Origin of the sequence: Cyanobium sp. T1G-Tous, from assembly GCF_024345455.1 — a bacterium.
GTDB lineage: Bacteria > Cyanobacteriota > Cyanobacteriia > PCC-6307 > Cyanobiaceae > Cyanobium_A.
On the sequence record NZ_JAGQBD010000024.1, the window covers coordinates 1 to 17654 of the forward strand.

General features: G+C 62.7%; 26 protein-coding genes and 2 pseudogenes. 19 read left to right on the top strand and 9 right to left on the bottom strand.

Going from position 1 to position 17654, the window contains the following annotated elements; translation table 11 throughout:
- Window positions 1–120, bottom strand: a pseudogene (locus tag KBY75_RS12405) (photosystem II q(b) protein); the annotation flags it as partial.
- A 158-nt stretch (window positions 121–278) separates the two neighbouring features.
- On the opposite strand from KBY75_RS12405, the gene KBY75_RS12410 reads away from it, so the two are divergent.
- The 5 genes from KBY75_RS12410 (at window position 279) to KBY75_RS12430 (ending at window position 2406) form a co-directional block, all read left to right on the top strand.
- Window positions 279–695, top strand: a complete 417-nt coding sequence (locus KBY75_RS12410) for a DoxX family protein (RefSeq protein WP_254929688.1) — start codon at window positions 279–281, stop codon at window positions 693–695.
- Between the two features lie 104 nt (window positions 696–799).
- Window positions 800–943 (top strand): chlorophyll a/b-binding protein, encoded by a 144-nt coding sequence (locus KBY75_RS12415; protein WP_254929687.1) that lies wholly within the window; start codon window positions 800–802, stop codon window positions 941–943.
- Between the two features lie 243 nt (window positions 944–1186).
- On the top strand, window positions 1187–1423 hold the full coding sequence (locus KBY75_RS12420) for a chlorophyll a/b-binding protein (protein ID WP_254929686.1): 237 nt from the start codon (window positions 1187–1189) through the stop codon (window positions 1421–1423).
- A 125-nt stretch (window positions 1424–1548) separates the two neighbouring features.
- Window positions 1549–1803: a hypothetical protein gene (locus KBY75_RS12425; RefSeq protein ID WP_255024113.1), complete on the top strand. Its 255-nt coding sequence runs from the start codon at window positions 1549–1551 to the stop codon at window positions 1801–1803.
- A 408-nt stretch (window positions 1804–2211) separates the two neighbouring features.
- Window positions 2212–2406, top strand: a complete 195-nt coding sequence (locus tag KBY75_RS12430) for a hypothetical protein (RefSeq protein WP_254929685.1) — start codon at window positions 2212–2214, stop codon at window positions 2404–2406.
- 450 nt (window positions 2407–2856) lie between these two features.
- On the opposite strand, the pseudogene KBY75_RS12435 reads toward KBY75_RS12430, so the two are convergent.
- Both KBY75_RS12435 and KBY75_RS12440 read right to left on the bottom strand, forming a co-directional pair.
- Window positions 2857–3084: pseudogene (locus KBY75_RS12435) on the bottom strand (DUF1651 domain-containing protein); the annotation flags it as partial.
- Between the two features lie 66 nt (window positions 3085–3150).
- Complete coding sequence (locus KBY75_RS12440) at window positions 3151–3300, bottom strand: hypothetical protein (RefSeq protein ID WP_255024114.1); 150 nt, start codon at window positions 3298–3300, stop codon at window positions 3151–3153.
- Between the two features lie 97 nt (window positions 3301–3397).
- Here KBY75_RS12440 and KBY75_RS12445 point away from each other — a divergent pair, with 97 nt between their 5' ends.
- Window positions 3398–3760, top strand: coding sequence for a DUF1651 domain-containing protein (locus KBY75_RS12445; protein ID WP_255024115.1), 363 nt, complete (start codon window positions 3398–3400; stop codon window positions 3758–3760).
- 60 nt (window positions 3761–3820) lie between these two features.
- On the opposite strand, the gene KBY75_RS12450 is transcribed toward KBY75_RS12445, so the two are convergent.
- Window positions 3821–4117, bottom strand: coding sequence for an MTH1187 family thiamine-binding protein (locus tag KBY75_RS12450; protein ID WP_255024116.1), 297 nt, complete (start codon window positions 4115–4117; stop codon window positions 3821–3823).
- A gap of 151 nt (window positions 4118–4268) precedes the next feature.
- Here KBY75_RS12450 and KBY75_RS12455 point away from each other — a divergent pair, with 151 nt between their 5' ends.
- The gene (locus tag KBY75_RS12455) at window positions 4269–4664 is read left to right on the top strand and encodes a hypothetical protein (RefSeq protein ID WP_255024117.1); all 396 of its coding nucleotides are present in this window, start codon (window positions 4269–4271) and stop codon (window positions 4662–4664) included.
- Window positions 4665–4678: 14 nt separating this feature from the next.
- Here the strand turns inward: KBY75_RS12455 and KBY75_RS12460 are convergent, their stop codons facing one another.
- Window positions 4679–5548 carry an ion channel gene (locus KBY75_RS12460; protein WP_255024118.1) on the bottom strand — a complete coding sequence of 290 codons (870 nt, stop codon included), beginning with the start codon at window positions 5546–5548 and terminating at the stop codon, window positions 4679–4681.
- A 177-nt stretch (window positions 5549–5725) separates the two neighbouring features.
- Here KBY75_RS12460 and KBY75_RS12465 point away from each other — a divergent pair, with 177 nt between their 5' ends.
- Window positions 5726–7021 carry an FAD/NAD(P)-binding oxidoreductase gene (locus KBY75_RS12465; protein ID WP_255024119.1) on the top strand — a complete coding sequence of 432 codons (1296 nt, stop codon included), beginning with the start codon at window positions 5726–5728 and terminating at the stop codon, window positions 7019–7021.
- Here KBY75_RS12465 and KBY75_RS12470 read toward each other — a convergent pair whose 3' ends face one another.
- Entirely contained in the window at window positions 7022–7375 is a 354-nt protein-coding gene (locus tag KBY75_RS12470) for a helix-turn-helix transcriptional regulator (protein WP_255024120.1), read from the bottom strand.
- Window positions 7376–7484: 109 nt separating this feature from the next.
- Between KBY75_RS12470 and KBY75_RS12475 the strand changes: the two genes are divergently transcribed.
- From KBY75_RS12475 to KBY75_RS12495, 5 genes are all read left to right on the top strand, one after another.
- Window positions 7485–8636, top strand: coding sequence for an MBL fold metallo-hydrolase (locus KBY75_RS12475; protein ID WP_255024121.1), 1152 nt, complete (start codon window positions 7485–7487; stop codon window positions 8634–8636).
- 61 nt (window positions 8637–8697) lie between these two features.
- The gene (locus KBY75_RS12480; protein ID WP_255024122.1) at window positions 8698–9252 is read left to right on the top strand and encodes a rhodanese-like domain-containing protein; all 555 of its coding nucleotides are present in this window, start codon (window positions 8698–8700) and stop codon (window positions 9250–9252) included.
- Window positions 9249–10127, top strand: a complete 879-nt coding sequence (locus KBY75_RS12485; protein ID WP_255024123.1) for a sulfite exporter TauE/SafE family protein — start codon at window positions 9249–9251, stop codon at window positions 10125–10127. The genes KBY75_RS12480 and KBY75_RS12485 overlap by 4 nt, the downstream gene beginning before the upstream one ends.
- Window positions 10120–10479 carry a hypothetical protein gene (locus KBY75_RS12490; protein WP_255024124.1) on the top strand — a complete coding sequence of 120 codons (360 nt, stop codon included), beginning with the start codon at window positions 10120–10122 and terminating at the stop codon, window positions 10477–10479. The genes KBY75_RS12485 and KBY75_RS12490 overlap by 8 nt, the downstream gene beginning before the upstream one ends.
- Window positions 10480–10663: 184 nt before the next feature.
- The gene (locus KBY75_RS12495) at window positions 10664–11164 is read left to right on the top strand and encodes a universal stress protein (RefSeq protein ID WP_255024125.1); all 501 of its coding nucleotides are present in this window, start codon (window positions 10664–10666) and stop codon (window positions 11162–11164) included.
- Window positions 11165–11167: 3 nt separating this feature from the next.
- Here the strand turns inward: KBY75_RS12495 and KBY75_RS12500 are convergent, their stop codons facing one another.
- Complete coding sequence (locus tag KBY75_RS12500) at window positions 11168–11746, bottom strand: sulfite exporter TauE/SafE family protein (protein ID WP_255024126.1); 579 nt, start codon at window positions 11744–11746, stop codon at window positions 11168–11170.
- 119 nt (window positions 11747–11865) lie between these two features.
- Complete coding sequence (locus tag KBY75_RS12505; RefSeq protein ID WP_255024127.1) at window positions 11866–12348, bottom strand: DUF3122 domain-containing protein; 483 nt, start codon at window positions 12346–12348, stop codon at window positions 11866–11868.
- 137 nt (window positions 12349–12485) lie between these two features.
- Here KBY75_RS12505 and KBY75_RS12510 point away from each other — a divergent pair, with 137 nt between their 5' ends.
- From KBY75_RS12510 to KBY75_RS12535, 6 genes are all read left to right on the top strand, one after another.
- Window positions 12486–13895, top strand: coding sequence for a cytochrome ubiquinol oxidase subunit I (locus KBY75_RS12510; protein WP_255024128.1), 1410 nt, complete (start codon window positions 12486–12488; stop codon window positions 13893–13895).
- 2 nt (window positions 13896–13897) lie between these two features.
- On the top strand, window positions 13898–14899 hold the full coding sequence (cydB, locus tag KBY75_RS12515; RefSeq protein ID WP_255024129.1) for a cytochrome d ubiquinol oxidase subunit II: 1002 nt from the start codon (window positions 13898–13900) through the stop codon (window positions 14897–14899).
- A 78-nt stretch (window positions 14900–14977) separates the two neighbouring features.
- A complete protein-coding gene (locus KBY75_RS12520; protein ID WP_255024130.1) occupies window positions 14978–15460 on the top strand; it encodes a rhodanese-like domain-containing protein in 483 nt (160 codons plus the stop codon).
- 163 nt (window positions 15461–15623) lie between these two features.
- Entirely contained in the window at window positions 15624–16061 is a 438-nt protein-coding gene (locus tag KBY75_RS12525; RefSeq protein ID WP_255024131.1) for a hypothetical protein, read from the top strand.
- Between the two features lie 24 nt (window positions 16062–16085).
- Window positions 16086–17087, top strand: coding sequence for a glutaredoxin family protein (locus tag KBY75_RS12530; protein WP_255024132.1), 1002 nt, complete (start codon window positions 16086–16088; stop codon window positions 17085–17087).
- Complete coding sequence (locus KBY75_RS12535) at window positions 17060–17224, top strand: hypothetical protein (RefSeq protein WP_255024133.1); 165 nt, start codon at window positions 17060–17062, stop codon at window positions 17222–17224. The genes KBY75_RS12530 and KBY75_RS12535 overlap by 28 nt, the downstream gene beginning before the upstream one ends.
- Before the next feature lie 10 nt (window positions 17225–17234).
- Here the strand turns inward: KBY75_RS12535 and KBY75_RS12540 are convergent, their stop codons facing one another.
- Window positions 17235–17645, bottom strand: coding sequence for a hypothetical protein (locus KBY75_RS12540; RefSeq protein ID WP_255024134.1), 411 nt, complete (start codon window positions 17643–17645; stop codon window positions 17235–17237).
- Window positions 17646–17654: the final 9 nt, after the last annotated feature.

Genomic DNA, 17654 nt, shown 5'->3' on the forward strand with positions numbered 1-17654 from the left:
GCAGGGGATCATCAGCACACCGAACCAGCCCACATAGAGGCGGTTGTTGGTGGAGGTGACCCAGTCGCAAAACTGGTTCCACGCAGAAGCGCCTTGGCGCTGCTGAATAGTGGTTGTCATGAGAACGGTTTGGGGAAGGGCTTAGCTGACTCAGCCGAGAGGCTTTGCAGGAAAGCAGTAAGTAGATGCGGGGCGGGAAACCGCTCGCTCATCTGAACTTAACACCTGTTCACACTTGCCGGCCAACTCGGCGGTGCAATTGGACGACAGCAGGGCTGATGACACCGATAAGCCTGGCTAATCACGAACTGTCCGGTGGTCAATGCAAGGGTCCATCGCCCCAATCGACCATCGACATCCCCAAGCTGGTTCTGCTGCTGGCTGGTGATCCTGGGGCCTTCACCCCTCTGGGCACCCTGGCCCTGGCAGGCACGATGGCCACGGCGGCCTATCAGCACATCTTCACGGCTGGCCTGAACATCTCCTTGCTGGAACTGGTGGTGCTCCACCTGGGAGGAAGCCTTGCCCTGCTCTTCAACGGGCTGGGTCGCTTTTCCTTCGATGCAGGCACGGGGAATGAGCTCATCTCCGGACTGGATCAAGGCGGTGGCGCCCCTGAAACGGATCAACCCGGTGGCTTATGGGCCCTCACTCCGGCAGCCATCTCAGCGAAGGCCTTCCGCCAGGTTGATTGAGCGGCAAGAGAAGGGCTGCCGCCCATGGATTCGCAGCCCTCAGCCGCGACAGCGCCCAAACCAGTCACATTGCGTTACAGTTCTCTTAACAATCCGCAACAGTCATGACTGAGTCCACGCCCCGCTTCGGTTTCGTTGCCTTCGCTGAAACCTGGAATGGCCGTCTGGCCATGCTCGGCTTCGTGATCGGCCTTGGCACCGAGCTGCTCACCGGCCAGAGCATCCTCGGCCAACTGGGCTTGGGCTGATCTCATGAGCACCGATTACACCGCTGCCATTGCAACCGTCATCGCACTTGTCGTTGTGCTCGGTGGCATGACGACGTACGTCCTCAGCCGCCCTAGTGACCTGACCCCAAGGACTCGATGATCGCAGCCCTCACCGTGGCGCTTTTTGGTGCCTGGTTGATCAGCGCCCTATTGCTGCAGCCAAATATCGCCGATTGATGCAAGCGCGCTTCCGCTTCGTTTGACACCACCCAAGACATCTCCATGACCAACACTCCCGCCAGCGAACAGCTGCTCAACAACAGCCCCGAACAGCTGACCCTCGTGGCCCAGCTCAAGCGAGCTGAACTGTTTAACGGCCGTGCCGCCATGCTCGGCATAGTCATAGGCATCGTGGTGGAAGGCCTCACGGGCTTTGGTATCGCCCACCAAATTGGTCTCGGTGCTTTAGTTGATGGCTATGCCGCCTGCCGCACCCAGTTTTTACCGTTCTGTTTCTAATCCAACTTTACAGCTGCATAACTGAAGTTCCTTTAGCCTTGCACTATCGTTTCTAAGCAATATTTTACTTGCCCAACAGTTGATTGCAGATTAGCCATTTCTAGCCCCAAGTTAATGCGGTTACCATGCCCAAGCCAACCAAGGGCGACTTAGAAAGATTAAGCCGTGGTAAATCGACTCGATCAAGGATAGGAAGTCGTCAAATACCTCATAGGCTAACGCAAAAGGAGCGCATTCTTTTTGAAGCAGCGCAACGTCAAGGATTTTTGAAAGTTCCTGTGGCGGGCATTCGTCCAAATGTTCTTAATGTTTATAAATTGTGGTGTGACGCCGAAGGCAAAGATTGTATTGTCATAAATAGCAGCAAATCACAGGGTTAAGATTATTCATTAGAATTGCATGCCAACTTCGCGGGCCATGCCTGATTTGCTGGTGCGCGATGTCGATGACGACCTAGTCCAGGCTCCCAAGAAGTGGGCTGATGCCAATGGCCGCAGCCCGATACAAGAACTCGCTTTTTCTAGCGGCGTTCACCATCGGTGCGCTGCGCCGAAGGGTTGAGTTGGTATGTAAGCGGGGGGATCAACCGCAAGCTCAACTGCTGGAGCAGCGAGCAATCAAAAGCCTGTCTCGATCGCATGGACCTCTGGGAAGAGGACTCTTTGCAAGTAAGCCCCCAGCAAGGGCTAAACCCCCCTTGAGCCAGAAGTTGCAAGCATCAGCCCTGGGCTACGGCCTGAGGCTTTTTGATGCAGGCCATCCACCCAGGTGCGCTGATGCCCTGACCCGTGGCTAAGACAAAGGCAACTGCCTACGAACCCATGGGCCTGTTGTACGTCCTGCTTGTCGACACAGAAGACGGCACCACCACCGTCCAAATGGAAGCCAACAGCAAAGAAGAGGCGCTGGAGAGCGGCCAGGAGCTCTATCCCGGTTGCCGACTGGCGCTCGTGAATCCAGTCCCGGGTGAGCAAAAGGGCTAACCGCAAGCCTCAGACAACCATCACCCCCGAGCAGCGCCCGAGGGTGATAGATCAGTGAACATTCCAATAGCAGTGAAAAAGAAGCTGCTGACGTTGGCACCTGGGGCCATGCATTCCAGGTGTGGGGCGGATGGTCCTCCTGAGGGCACCTGCGGCGGTGCGGCTGGAGTGTCGATCAGTCAGGCGCACAAGGTGAGCTGCACTGGGGAATGCTGCTCTCTTGCCCGGCTGAACGACCCGCCCACATTTAGATAAAGACTGTTGGAGCAGGGGCGTGGCGTCAGCGTGCTTCTTGAACCTGGCGGGGTGGCGTGTCGTCCATGTTGGGCGCCTCCTGGGTTGATGAGCACAGCATCGCTGCGCTCGCGGCTCAGCACAATCAGCTTTTAAACGCATTGCTTCTGGCTGCAGATCGGAGCAAGGTGAGAATGCTTTGTGGCCTGCAGCAGTTCAGGCCCTGCGCAGTGGTGGCGGCGTCCACTGCGGCTCGCAGACCTGCCAGCCGGCTCTGCGCTTCTGGGCCCAGAGCTTGATCGCCTCATTTCGCATCAGCTCCCTGCGGTGTTTCAGCAGCGGTGGCTCCCCGCTGGGCATCACCTCTCCAAAAGTCACCTCCAGGCTCTGGCTCCAGCGGTCGTAGCGGCATGGCTGGAAATGGAGCACCTGACGGCCATCGCTTAGCCAGCCCTCCTGGGGGGAGAGCGGTGGCCGCTACCGGTGACAGAGCTGGAGTGCATGGGCGGTTCAGGCCACCTCCGGCGCCCAGCCCTGCTTACTCACCATTTCTTCGGTCCAGCCCTGGCAGCGGCTGCTGAGGTGCTCGCCGTGGGCGAGCAGCCCCTGGTGCAGCTGGCAGGTCATGCAGACCTTGCGGCAGCGGGTCTCGAGCAGCACCACCTCATCGAGGTAGGGCCACGCCTCGATAGGGGTTTTTAAGTCTTGCGGCTAGAGCCGCGGGGCGGGGCTTCGGGGAACCCATGAACAGCTCCAGATGCGCACACCCGTACTAGCGCGGTTCCGGCGGGTGGCCGATGCCCAGGCCTGGGCAGAAGAGCGTCTGGGCCCTGCGCCCAAGAAGCCCACCTGGGCTGAGTTGGAGCTGTCTCCGCAGGAGGGCTGGATCAGCGATGGCCGTCAGGTGCTCCATTTCAACCCGGTTCGCTACAGCCGCTACTCCCAGGCCCTGGAGCTCACCACCGGCGAACTGATCCCCGGCCAGGCGCCGCTGCTCAAGTACCGCAAGGAGATCAGACGAGATGAGGCGATCAAGCTCTGGGCCAAGAAGCTCAGATCCGGCTGGCAGGTCTGCACGCCGCAGTGGACGCCGCCGCAGCCCCTGGGCTCAGGGAATTGACCATGAGGAAGCGATCGGCTACCTCACTTTTAAAAATCGCTTGATCAGGGCGACCCACGCTCAAAGCAGGGCCTGCACGCTGGCCACCTTGTCCTCCAGGGTCTGCTCCTTATCGGTGCGGGTATTGATCTTGACGGTGGTGTAGATGCGAGGGCAGCCCATGGCGTGTACCGCCTCGTGGCAGGCCTCGATGGCGGCGAACACCGGCTCCCACTCCCCCTCGATCGCCGTGCCGTTGGGATGCAGCTGGATCTTGAGGCCCGCCTCACTGAGCACCTTCTCGCAGGCGGCGATGTAGGGGGCCAGGTGCACGCCCACCCCGATCGGCACCACACATAGATCCACGATCACCTTCATGGTCAGTCCCGGCACATTGCACCCATCGTGGAGGCACCTGCAAAGGAGCTGCCGTGTCTGTTTTGCCGCTGCTGGTGATTGTTCATGCCCTGGCTGCCACGGTATGGACCGGTGGGCATTTGGTGCTGGATCTGGGGTGCTACCCAGGGCCTTGCAGGCACAGAGCGCGGCCCAGGTCCGCGCCTTCGAGGAGGTCTTCGAGCCACTGGGGCTCACGGCCCTGGTCATTCAGGTGCTCACCGGCCTGGGGATGGGCTGGATCTATCTCCCCGGCTTCCAGGGGCTGTTCAGCCCGGCCAACCCGATCGGCATGTTGTGGCAATCGACACCGGTCTTCACCGAGGCAATGGGAGTTCATGAAGGGCGCTTCATGGCAGTTGCTTCATTCCAGATCCACCAGCTCGAACTCCACTGCCAGGCGCACCACTTCCTGAATGCGCTCGGTGACTTCAAACGCGCGCTCCTGCGCAGTGGCGCCGTCCAGGCTTTCGCACAGGTGCTGAACCGGCTGGTGGCCAGCCCCCTAAGAGTTCAGACAAGGGGCTAAGGGTGAGCGGACCGTTAGGCGCAGGTAGCACCCGGCTGAATAGGCGGGATCAGGCTGTTTGAACAAGGCTCGATCTGATTGAAGTTGGCAAACTCAAGCTGTGGAGGCATGTCGTCTTGGGCGATCATCATGTCGACGAAACGATGGTCGAAGTGAACTTGGGCGAGCGGATAGTGATGATGCGCATGGATCGGCCTCTCCAGGATTTCGTCGATACCGGAAAATGAAATCACGATCTCGGCATTAGCTGCCTGGAGCGAGTTGGCTGTTGCCCCAAGCAAAGGACTTTGCGGATCGATCGGATGCATCGCCGTCCAAGTCAACAGGAACAGCGGCGAGTGGTCGCGCAGCAGGTTGAGCGGCAGTAGTCGACGCATCCGCTGGCCTTCTGCGGAGCGCTCATCGATCGCTAGATAGGCCCGCAACTGGGCCTCGATGATGGCCTTACGGCGCTCATTGGCCAACCGGAACATCAACGTGGGCAGGCCGTTGTAAGTGTGGACCGTGGCCTCTTGAGAGAACAGGATCCGCGCCGTGGAGCGGGAAAACCGGCTGAAGACCAGACCCGTGACCAACGCGGTAACGAACAACCCCAGCAAGGACTCGGCGGTGACGAGCAGATTGCTGTACAGGCTTGTTGGAAACAGTGCCCCATAGCCGATCGAGCCCAGGGTATGGACGCTGAAGAAAAAGGCCTCCGCAAAGCTGGTGGTGGGTCCATCCACCCTGGCGATTCCCTGGGGATCGAGAACATAAAGACCGGCGAACAGCAAGTTGAGGAGCAGGTAGCCGGTGGCAACCAAGCCGAAGAACACGGGCCAAGGAACGGCCAGCAAAAGGTGATTGGGGTACCGCCAGTGCCGGATCCAGTTCGCCGGATTCACGGCCGAAAAGATGCCGCCGTGCTTCTGGAGCCGCTCCTGCCCGGGCCTTGAAGGCTCTCCCTGAAGCGGTCCCCGCGGTGGCTGGACCATGACAGGCATCCATATCTATACGCAGAACAATTTAACCCCTTTATGCATTTAGCCGCATTATGGTTGTGGTGAACAGGTCCCCTGCCCATGACTCCCCTCAAAGGCGGCGGCCAACGCCACCACAAGGTTCTGATCGTGGGCGGTGGCTCCGGCGGCCTCACCGTCGCCAGCCAGTTGCTGCGGGCCCGGCCGGAGCTGGATGTGGCGATCCTGGAGCCCTCCTCCGTTCACGAGTACCAGTCGGGCTGGATCCTGGCCGGCGCCGGCCTGCTCCCCTACGGGGAAACCCACCGCCCTGAGTCCGCCGTGATCCCGGCGGGTGCCGTCTGGATCCAGGACCGAGCGACTGCTTTCGAGCCCGAAGCCCACCGGGTGATCACCGCAGCCGGTGAATCCATCAGCTACGACGTGCTGGTGGTGGCCATGGGCCTCCAGCTCAATTGGAGCGCCATCAAGGGCCTGCCGGAGGGCCTCGGCTACCACGGCATCGTCAGCAATTATTCCCACGCCCACATCGCCACCAACTGGGAGACGATCCGCGGCTTCCAGGGGGGAACCGCCCTGTTCACCCATCCGGCCACGCCGATCAAGTGCGGCGGTGCCCCCCAGAAGGTGATGTACCTGGCGGACGACATTTTTCAGGCCACCAGCGGCGTGGGGGTGAACACGCACGTGATCTTCTGCAGCGCCCTGGCGCAGCTCTATCCGGTCAAGGCTTACAACGCCACCGTCGAGCGCGTCGCGGCGCGGCGGGGGATCGAAACCCGGCTGCTCCGCAACCTGATCGAGGTGCGCCCCGAGGAGCAGGTGGCGGTGTTCGACGTGCGGCAGGAAGGCCGGGATCCCTTCCAGGAGGAGATCCGCTTCGACCTGCTGCATGTGGTGCCAGCGATGGCGGCGCCGGACGTGGTAGCCCAGAGCCCCCTGGCGATCGAAGGGCCGGGCGGCTGGGTGGAGGTGAACAAGGACACCTGCCAGCACAAGCGCTTTGCCGATGTGTTCGCCCTCGGCGATGTGAGCTCCCTGCCCACTTCGAAAAGCCTGGCCGCCATCCGGGGTCAGGCGCCGGTGCTGGTGGCCAACCTGCTGGCGCAGATCGATGGACGCCCGCTTGCGGCCAACTACGACGGCTACACCGCCTGCCCGCTGATCACCAGCTTCCACAGCGTGGTGATGGCCGAGTTCGACTACGACCTGCAGCCAGTGAGCTCTTTCCTGGTGGATCCCACCCAGGAGCGTTGGAGCATGTTTCTGGTGGAAACACGGGTGTTCCCGTGGGTCTACTGGCACCGGGTGCTGAAGGGCCGCCTGCATGAAAGCCGCTTCCTCAAGCCGTTCAAGCCGCTGGTGCGTGCGTTGGGGCTGGCTTTCAAGCAGCCGTGATCACACCGCCTGCAGTTGGCTGAGCTGCTGCTCCAACCGCTGTTTGAGCCGACGTTGCACCAGGTTGCAGAGGTCCTCCACCAGGGGGTCGGCCACCGCATAGATCAGCCGTGTGCCATCCCGCTCACAGCTCACCAGACCCTCCCGCTGCAGCTGGCCCAGCTGGCGGCTGATGTGGGACTGACTGAACCCGGTGGCCTCGATCAAGGAGGCCACATCCATGGCGCCTCCATGCTTGAGCTGACAGAGCAACTGCAGGCGGGCGGGCTCGCTCAGCAACCGGAAGAAGCCACTGAGTTCATCGAGGAGCTGGGGACTGGGCAGGGACTGGGTCTGTGGCCGGGTCCGGCGCATGGACGTGCTTATGTCGATACACGCATTATGCACGAAGTGCGCAAGGCGTGGGCCTGGGGCGCGCAGCGACCCGGGCAACCGAGATCGCTTTAATGCCCATAATGCGGCTATGCTCATACATGTTCGTGATCGATCACCCGTGGCCGTCGCTCCCGCACCCTCCCTTTTCCTCGCCGCCGCGGCCGGCGGTGGCTCCCTGCTCTTCCGCCAGCTGTTCGACGCCGACACCGGCACCTTCACGTATCTGCTGGCTGATGTGCCCAGCCGCAAGGGGGTGATCATCGACTCGGTCTACGAGCAGCACGGCCGCGATCTCTCCTTGATTCGCGAGCTGGGAATCGAACTGGTGGCGTCGATCGACACCCACGCCCACGCCGACCACGTGACCGGGAGCTGGCTGATGCACGAGGCCACCGGCTGTGAGATCGGGCTGGCCGCCGTCGTCCGCGCCGAAAACGTCAGCCTGCCCCTCTCCCACGGGGATCGAGTCGCCTTCGGCGGTCGCTCCTTAGAAGTGCGCAGTACCCCAGGCCACACCGACGGTTGCATCAGCTTCGTGCTCGATGACCAGTCAATGGCGTTCACCGGAGATGCCCTGTTGGTGCGGGGCTGCGGCCGCTGTGATTTCCAGCAGGGCAATGCCCACAGCCTCTGGACCTCGATCACGGAGCAATTGCTGACGCTGCCGGAGTCGTGCCTGCTCTACCCAGCCCACGACTACACCGGTCGCGCCGTCACCTCCGTGGCGGAAGAAAAGGCCTTCAACTCAAGGCTGGGCGGCAACGCCACCGAGCGGGATTTCGTGGGTCACATGGAGAACATGAAACTTCCCCACCCCCACAAGATCGCCGAGGCGCTTCCCGGCAACCTGCGCTCCGGCAAGCCCCGCGACACAGCCACCGCTCCCGCCTGGGCGCCCCTGGCGCGCAGCTATGCCGGCCTACCTGAACTCACCCCAGGCTGGGTGGCCGCTCACCTGGGGGACCTCACCGTGCTCGACGTGCGCTCCACAGAGGAATTCAACGGACCCGATGGACGAGTGGCCGGCAGCCTGCTGATCCCCCTGCCGGAGCTCGAGAGCCGCTCCAGTGAGATTCCCGTCGACCGGCCGCTGGTGGTGGTCTGCCATTCGGGCAGCCGCTCGGCCCTAGCCACCCAGCAGCTGCTCAAGGCCGGCCGCCAGCAGGTCGCCAACCTCCACGGCGGCCTGAGCCGCTGGGCTGCTGAGGGCTACCCACTCGAAGGTGCCAGCCAGGCCTGAGGTTTCCAGTTCCGATCGTCTAGCCCCTGCCGCCCTTCCTCAGATCTTCACTCACCTAACCATGACAACCACAGCCTCGAAGTCTGCCCCTACCCGTATCAGCGCCGACGATTTGGCCGACCAGCTGGCTGCCCGCGAAGTCACCGTGATCGATGTACGCGAGCCGATGGAATACGCCTCCGGCCACATCACCGGCAGCCTCAACGTGCCGCTGGCGGGCATCACCCAGGCCGATCTGCCCCGCGGACCCTTGGTGCTGGTCTGTCAGAGCGGTAACCGCAGTGCCAGGGCCTTGAGCCAACTTCTCCAGCAGGGCCACCCCCACCCGGTGGCCGACCTGATGGGTGGTCTGCCCGCCTGGCAGCAGGCCGGTTTTTACGTGCGCAAGCTCAAGGGGGCACCCCTTCCCCTGATGCGTCAGGTGCAGATCGCGGCCGGCAGCCTGGTGCTGCTGGGGGTGATTCTGAGTCAGACGGTGGCCCCAGGCTGGATCTGGCTGAGTGGCTTCGTGGGGGCTGGCCTCACCTTCGCGGGCATCAGTGGCTTTTGCGGCATGGCCCGGCTGCTGGCCGCCATGCCCTGGAACCAGGTGTCGATCGGATCACAGGGGGAATGATCACCTCACTCACAGTGCTGCTGCTCTCGGGTGGTGCCTTGATCGGCTTCCTGCTGGCGGTGCTGGGGGCTGGAGGCTCAATCCTGCTGCTTCCACTGCTGGTCAGTGGCGCAGCCCTGCCCACCAAGGTCGCCGTACCGCTCTCACTGCTGGTCGTCACCCTGCTGGCCCTCGGCAATGTCGGTCCCTACATCCGCCGGCGGCAGGTGGCGGTCCGACCCGCCCTGGTGCTGGGGTTGCCGGCACTCGCCGGCAGCTGGATAGGCGGCTCGGTGGTGAAGGCCGGTCTCATCCCGGAGCCGGCGCAGCTTGGGATACTCGCGGCAGCGGCACTGCTGGCCTCCTGGCTGCTGCTCCGCCCGAGTGCTCAGGCCCAACCCTCCGGCGACAGAAGATCAGCAGGTTCGCCCGTGGCTCTGGCTGGCCAAGGCGTGCTGGTGGGTCTGCTCACAGGCATCGCCGGGGTCGGCGGTGGCTTCGCGATCGTGCCGGCCCTCGTGCTGCTGGCTGGCCTGCCTATGCAGCTTGCCAGCGGCACCAGCCTGGTGCTGATCAGCCTCAACTCTCTGGTGGCTTTTGCCGCCCTGGGCCACTGGCCAGCAGCCCATCTGCCGCTGATGTTGCCGTTGATCGGCGGTGGCGCCATTGGCGCGATCATCGGACAGCGACTTGCGCCTCACCTGCCAGAACTGAGGCTGCGCCAGGGGTTCTCAGCACTGCTGATCGGTTCGGCCCTACTCACCGGCTTCGAGGCCTGGGAGCGCCATCACCGTCCGCTGGCCGCTCTGCGGGCTGCCGCCAGTCGCCAGGTCGCTCCCTTTCCATCGGGGTCAGTTCGACCTTTCTCTTCCCCAATGCCGGCCCACCATGAGTGAACGCAACTTTCAGTTTCGGCTGCGCAGCAGCCACCCTGCACCAGATCGGGCCACTCAGGATCTGGTAGTGGAATTCCTAGGCGACTCCGGCGAGTGGGAAACCCAGCAGCTCAGCCTCACGATGCCGGGCTTCCGCCTCTACTTAATCTCGCTACTCCTCTGCCAGCACTTTTACCTGGTGGCGAATGCCAGAGAGAAAGCCATTCCGCTCCAACAAGTGGAGGCCGACTTCATCGTCAACACCAGCAGCGACTGGATCGTGGCAAGCGTGAATGGAGACTTCCGCATCCGCCTAGATGGGGCTGCCTCTGCACAGGAACGGGGAGTCGCCGATGCTGACGCGATCGCTTAATTACAGGAGCGCATGAAGCTCTGCCCCATCTCCCGCACCCTGCCCGATGGGGTGCGCAAGCGCATCGAACTCACCTCCCTGGGCTGAGTCATGAGCGAATCCTTCGATCTGATCGTTCTCGGTGCTGGCTCCAGCGGCATCAGCCCCACCAAAGCCGATATTCCATTCACAAAAGCCGACTGCCATGTACAGCCACGTCCTGATTCCGGTCGATGGCAGTGAGTTGTCGGAAGGGGCGCTGCAGGCCGCCATCGCTCTAGCCAAGAGGCTGGACGCACGGCTGACCGTGTTCTATGCGCTGCCCACGGCCGGCGCCTATGCCTACGCCACCGTGCCAACGTTCGTGGATAAGGCTGAGATCAATGCGAAGACCCTCCTGGAGGTTCACCAGCTGATCGCAGATAGCGCCGCCACCTATCTGAAGGGCCTCGTGGCTCGTCTCCAACAGGCCGGCGATCCCCCTGGCTCGATCCAGGTGGCGGTGGAGTGCGTCGAGTGCGACGAGCCGCACCGCGCGATCCTCGACGCAGCACAGCGTCTGGGCTGTGATCTGATCGTGATGGCATCCCACGGTCGTCGCGGGCTCGGGGCGTTGCTGCTGGGCAGTGAAACGCAGAAGGTGCTCACGCACAGCACACTGCCGGTGCTGGTGTGGCGGCCCCCTGCAGTGAGCCCTGCCTCGTGACTCCTACCGGGCCAGCAGCATTCTGAGGCCGATCAGCACCGTCGCCCCACCGAAGATCCGCCCCAGCAGCAGGTACGGCAACTGGGTGGCGACCCGTGCCCCAAGCAGGCTGCCGAGCAGGAACCCGAGGCAGATGAAGGCGGCGATGCGGATGTCCACATCGCCCTGCTTCCAGTAGGTCCAGGCGCCGAGGATGCCGATCGGCGGCACCAGCAGGGCCAGCGTGGTGCCCTGGGCGGCATGCTGCGACAACCCGAATACAAACACCAGCGCCGGCACGATGATCACGCCGCCGCCGATGCCGATCAGGCCGCTCAGGGTGCCGGCTGTGATCCCCAGCAGGACATAGAGGATGACGGTGTTTATGGCGTTGTCCGCAGGGAGAAAACGGCAGCTTCCTAACCGGATCAGGAGCCAGGCGCCACGACGAGGTTTCGGCGCTTTATGGAAGTCGCAGGGAACTGAGCCGGTGGGGGCGGTGCAGTTCGGCAGGAACGCGCCCACACCCTTTGAAAACGCTCTCAGCACGCTGCTTGCCACCAGCAGGACAATCACCACCAGCACTGAGAGGCCGGCGATCAACGGAATCAGGATGACTGTCCACCTGGCGCGGTCAGCACTCGGCCGGGGCGAGCGCAGAGCCCCTGGTCCAGGGGGTTGGCCCTTCCGATGTGTGCTCCGCAAGCCCGGTGGAGTCCTGGTCAGGCCAGATCGTGCAGGGTCAGGGTTTGCTCGGGGTTGAGATCGATGCGCAGCTGTCCTGCGCGGCTGGTCAGCGTGAGCTGTAAGGGAAGGGCGTCGCTGGGCCGTGGGGTGAGGGCGTCAAGGTCGAACTGGGCGGAACCCGCGGGTATGGGCGTGCCATCGGGAGGCACGATTTCCTCGCTCCTGTTACCCAGGGTCCAGCGCTGTCCCATGGCGTCGCTGACCTGCAGAGCGTCGGTGTGGTCGAGGACGAGGTCGGCCTCGAGGGCATTGAGGCGCAGCCGCCAGCCGGAGGGGTGCTCGGGAAAGGGTTGCTCGAAAACCGAGGCCTGGAAGCGGTGGCCGGCCTCATCGCTCAGCGGCCAGCTCTCGACTGCCGCTGCCGGGGCGACCAGCACCAGGGAGGCCAGCAGCACAGCCAGAAGGCCAGCCAGCCCCTGGCGCCAGCGACGTCCCAACAACTCGAGACAGATCGTCATATTCATGTTTTCTTAGCTTTTATGTCGATAAGATCATAACAAGATTCGGGTTCCTTCCCCCCGTCCACTCCGCCCATGGCCGTCGTCCATTGCCCTGCCCGGTCAGGTCGCGGCTCTCCCTCACGCGCTGCCTGCTGATGCTTGCCACTCTTGATGTCGTGACCCTGTCACGGCTGCAGTTCGCTCTGACGGCGATCTTTCACATGCTCTGGCCGGTGCTCTCCACCGGCCTGGCGATCTATCTGGTGGTGCTGGAAGCCATCTGGCTGCGCACACGCAACCCCCTTTATTACCGCCAGGCCAACTTCTGGGCGAAACTCTATGTGCTCAATTTCGGCATCGGAGTGGCCTCCGGGCTGCCGATGGAGTTCCAGTTCGGCACCAACTGGGCTCCACTTTCTGAGTTCGCCGGTGATTTCTTCGGGTCGGTGCTGGGCTTTGAAGGAGCGATGGCTTTCATGTTGGAGGCCGGCTTCCTCGGGATCATGTTATTCGGCTGGAACAAGGTGCCGCCGGTGATCCACTTCCTCTCCACCGTGATGGTGGCCTTCGGCGCCAACCTCTCAGTGTTCTGGATCCTCAGCGCCAACTCCTGGCTGCAGACTCCGTCGGGCGGCACTTTTTCCGATGGTCATTTCCACGTGCAGAACTACTTCGCCGCCATCAACAACCCCTTCATGGTGAGGAGCGTGATTCATATGGCCCTGGCCACGGTGGAAACCTCCATGCTGGTGGTGGCGGCGATCAGTGCCTGGTCGCTGATGCGCCAGAAGGCACCGGAGTTCTTCCTGTTCTCCTTCAAGCTGGCGCTGGTAATCCTGCTGGCGGTGGCGCCGCTACAGATCCTGGCCGGACACGAAAGCGCCGTGCAGGTGGCCGAGCATCAGCCCACCAAGCTGGCCGCGATCGAGGCCCTCTGGGACGACCAGGCCGCTGGCAGCTCCCCTGCCTGGACCGTGCTGGCTTCCCCCGATGAAGCCAGCGGCAGCAATCGCTGGAGCCTGTCGGTTCCTGGCGCCTTCAGCTGGATCCTGGAGACGCGGCCGCAGCTCAGCCAACCGCTGCGCGGGCTCAACAGCTGGCCCGCCGACCAGCGTCCCCACATGGTGGGTCTGCTCTTCTATGCCTTCCGGGTGATGGTGGCGATCGGCCTGGCTGCTGCGGCCCTGATGGCCCTCACCCTGCTGCTCTGGTGGCGAGGGGGCCTCAGCGCCGCCAGCTTCGCCCAGTGGCACTGGTTCAGCTGGGCCTGGATCCTTTCGGCCCCGGCCGGCTACCTGGCGATTGAGTCCGGCTGGGTGGTGCGTTGCGTGGGCCGCCAGCCCTGGACGGTCTACGGCCAGCTGCGGACCGCCGATGCCGCTTCGGTTCTGCCGGTGGGCGAGGTTCTCGCCAGCTTGAGTGTATTCGCTGTGCTTTACACGGTGTTGCTGGTCTTCGCGCTGTATTTCGGCTCCCGGATCATCGCCAAGGGACCGAATCTCACCCTTGAGCCGCCTGGCCTTGCCGCCCCCGTGATTCTTCCCGACCGATCGGGGAATGTTTGAACATGGAGTTCCTCGAATGGTTCATGCCCACGGTCTGGTTTGTGATCCTGGCCCTATTCCTGCTGCTCTATGTGATCCTCGATGGTTTTGATCTGGGGGTGGGCATCCTCTCTCTCACCTCCCCCAGCGAATCCCAGCGCACGATCCTGATGACGAGCCTCGGCAATGTGTGGGATGCCAACGAAACCTGGCTCGTCCTGATGGGCGGCGCCCTGTTCGGAGCTTTCCCCCTGGCCTACGGCACCATCCTCAAGGCTCTCTACGGCCCCATCTACCTGATGATCCTGGGGCTGATCCTGCGGGCCGTCGCCTTCGAGTTTCGTGAGAACGCCACCAACAAGCGGCCCTGGAACCTGATGTTCGGCATCGGCAGCTTGCTGGCCGCTGGCTCCCAGGGCATCTGTCTGGGCACGGTGCTTTCTGGCATCCCCACCGATGCCGCAGGCCACTTCACAGGCTCCGCCTGGATCTGGGTCAACCCCAGCAGCCTGGTGGTGGCGCTCACGCTCATCCAGGGCTACGTGCTGATCGGCTCCACCTACTTGATCCTCAAAACCAGTGGTGAGCTGCAGCGGTTGCACGTGCGCACGGCCCGCCTAGCGGCTGCCACCACCCTGGGCGGGGCCCTGCTGATCACCTTCACAGCACCGTTCGCGTCGGAAACGCTGCGGCAGCGGCTGTTTGATCCCGCGTTCCTGCCCTTCTTCGTGGTGTTGCCGCTGCTGGGCGTCGCCCTGATCGTTCAGCTGTTCCGCAGCCTGGCGGTGCAGCAGGAAGTATGGCCCTTTGTTTATACCGTGATGCTGTTCATCCTCAGCTTTGCCGGCCTGGGTCTGATGGTGTTTCCGGCGGTGATTCCGCCATCGGTCACAATCTTTCAGGCGTCGTCGTCGGTGAGCTCGTTGGTGTTCATGCTCACGTTCATCGGCGTGCTCATTCCTATCATGCTCTTTTACAACATCTATAATTATATTGCCTTTCGAGGAAAGGTAAGTGCTGAATGAAGTAAGCCAGTTGCCTTCCAGCACGATCAACGAACCTAGAGTATCGATTAACCATCTATGTATAACTTACGATCGCTCTTGCTGACAGTTGCACTCAGTCTCTGCCTGCTGTTCTTTGCGCCCCAGGGCGCCTCTGCGGCTACCGCGATCGTCCCTCCGGTTGTCAAGGCTGCTGCAGGCGAGGCGACTGCCATTGACTCCGCAGTGGAGCAGTACCTCTCCAAGCTGCCGAGCGATTTTCGCGCGATCCGATCGGTGCCAGCCCTCAAGAGCTTGCTCGCCAGCGGCAACGTGTTGCTGATTGACGTGAGGACCCCTGCTGAGTACCGGGCGGGACACATTGCCGGAGCCATCAACAGACCGTTGAACGATCTCGGTCGCCACGTGGCTGAGATTTCCCCAGAGCAGGAGGTGGTGTTGTATTGCTCCAGCGGCTTTCGCTCTGCCATGGGAGTGATGGCGCTGCAGCTGGAGGGCCGCCACCAGGTGAAGGGCTTTGCACCCAGCATCGAAAGCTGGAAGGCGGCCGGTGAACCAGTGGTGACTACAGAAGGCGCTTAGGCCTGGCGAACATAGGCGGGGTGCTGATTGTGGGCAGCGAATTCGGTAGCGCTCACGCCGCGCGATCCTGGCTGCAACGCATCGATCCATCCGCAAAGAACCACCAAGATCCAAGGCCTTTGCTTCCTTTCTTCCCACACTGAAGGAACAAGCCTCCAGGCCGATGAATGCGTCGATCAACCATGCCCTGCGGCTGATCACCCTCTGGATCGCCTGGCTACTGGCGATGCTCTTCCATGTGGACTTGGGCCTGATGCCCCTGTTCCACGGCCAGTCGCCGGAGATCCACAGCCAGGTGCAAGAGGGGGCGCTGCCCCTGCTGTTCGGGGCGATGCTCGGCTACTTCCTGCTGCCACTGATCGCGATCGTGCTGATCGCCTATGCCGCCACCGCGGTCGGTCCGGCCACACGCTGGCGGCCCTGGCGGCGGATCCACTTCTGGTTCAGCGTCGTCTATTCGCTCACCAACTTTCCCCATCTCATCGCCGACATCCTGGTGCCCGATGCCCGCCTCGATCAGATCGTGCTGATGGTGGCCCTCACGGTTTTCGGGTTGCTGATCAACGTGGAGGCCTGGCGCTGGTGGCGGCAGACCCCATGACTAGGTCAGCTTGACGAGGAAACGATGCGCAGGCCTCGTAAAGGCTGGCGGCTGCCGCCGGTGCTCGCCATGCTGCTGGGGCTGCTGCTGGCGCTGGCTCCGCTCCTGGCCACTGCCCAGCCCGGCGTGGGGGGAGCAGAACTTCAGGTGTTCATGCGTGAGGGCTGTCCCCATTGCGCCGCCGCCAAGGCCTTCCTCCCCGAACTGCAAAAACTGCGACCAGGGATCCAGGTGCGGCTGCGGCCGCTCGAATCCGATCCCGCCGCGATCGACGACCTGCTGCGCTACTCCCGGCAGGCCGGCATTCAGGCTCCGGGGGTGCCCACGTTCGTCCTTGATGGCCAGGTGCTGGTGGGGTTCGATGGCGCCGAGGGCCGAGGGAAGGAACTCCTCGCTCTGATCGATCGACGTGAGCGTGCCTCCACCAACGTGAACCTCGGCCGCTTCGGCAGCATCAGCGCCTCTGCGCTCGGCCTGCCGATCTTCACCCTGGCCATGGGGCTGCTGGATGGCTTCAACCCCTGCGCGATGTGGGTGCTGCTGTTTCTGCTCTCACTGCTGGTGCACTGGCAGGACCGGCGGCGCATGGCCTTGGTGGCCGGCACCTTTGTGTTCGTCAGCGGGGTCGTCTATTACGCCTTCATGGCGGCCTGGCTGAACGTCTTCCTGCTGCTGGGATTCACTGCCTGGCTGCGGCTCCTGCTTGGATCCCTGGCCCTGGTGCTGGGGGTGGTGAATCTGAGCGAGTTCTGGCGCAAGGGTCCGGACTTCACCCTCTCGATCCCCGCCAGTGCCAAGCCGGGTCTCTATGCGCGTATGCGCGGGGTCATGCAGAGCCGGTCCCTGCCGGCGGCGCTGGCCGCAGTGGCAGCCCTGGCGGTAGTGGTGAACGCGGTGGAACTGCTCTGCACCGCGGGGCTGCCGGCGGTCTACACAGCCGTGCTCAGCAACAGAACCTTGGCCTGGCCGCCCATTACGGCTACCTGGGGCTCTACATCGTGGGCTACATCGCCGACGACGCCCTGATGGTGGGGATCGCCGTGCTGGCGCTGAGCAGCAACCGACTCACCGAAGGCACGGGCCGGTGGCTGAAGCTGATCAGTGGAGTGGTGATGGTGGCCCTGGCCCTGCTGTTGCTGCTGCGGCCCGGCTGGCTGTTCTGAGCAGGATCACTCAGCGGCGCGTCCAGGTACCAATGTCGACGACGGAATCGAAATCAGAGGTGTGACGATAAACAACCTGAATCTGGTTGGGACTGATTATCTTGCCATCCGCAAAACCATCCTCATCAACAATGGACACGCTGGAATTGTCATGCCCAAGCGTGCCAACGAACTTCTCCGTTGCGTACTTGGATTTGAAGACTCCGTGGAAAACCCGACCCTGTTGCTTGGTGATTTGAGCGACGGCATTGAGATCACTGAAATCACCATGATGGTGGGTCTTGCATCTCGATGCTTCGACTTTGCAGAGTACGGCCCCCTTCCCTTCAACTGTCCAGGTGCCGATCATGTTTGGAATGACAGGCGCGGCCAGAGCAACAGAGAAGGCTCCTGCGCTGACAAGAGTCGCCACGCTGGCCATGGCCAGCCG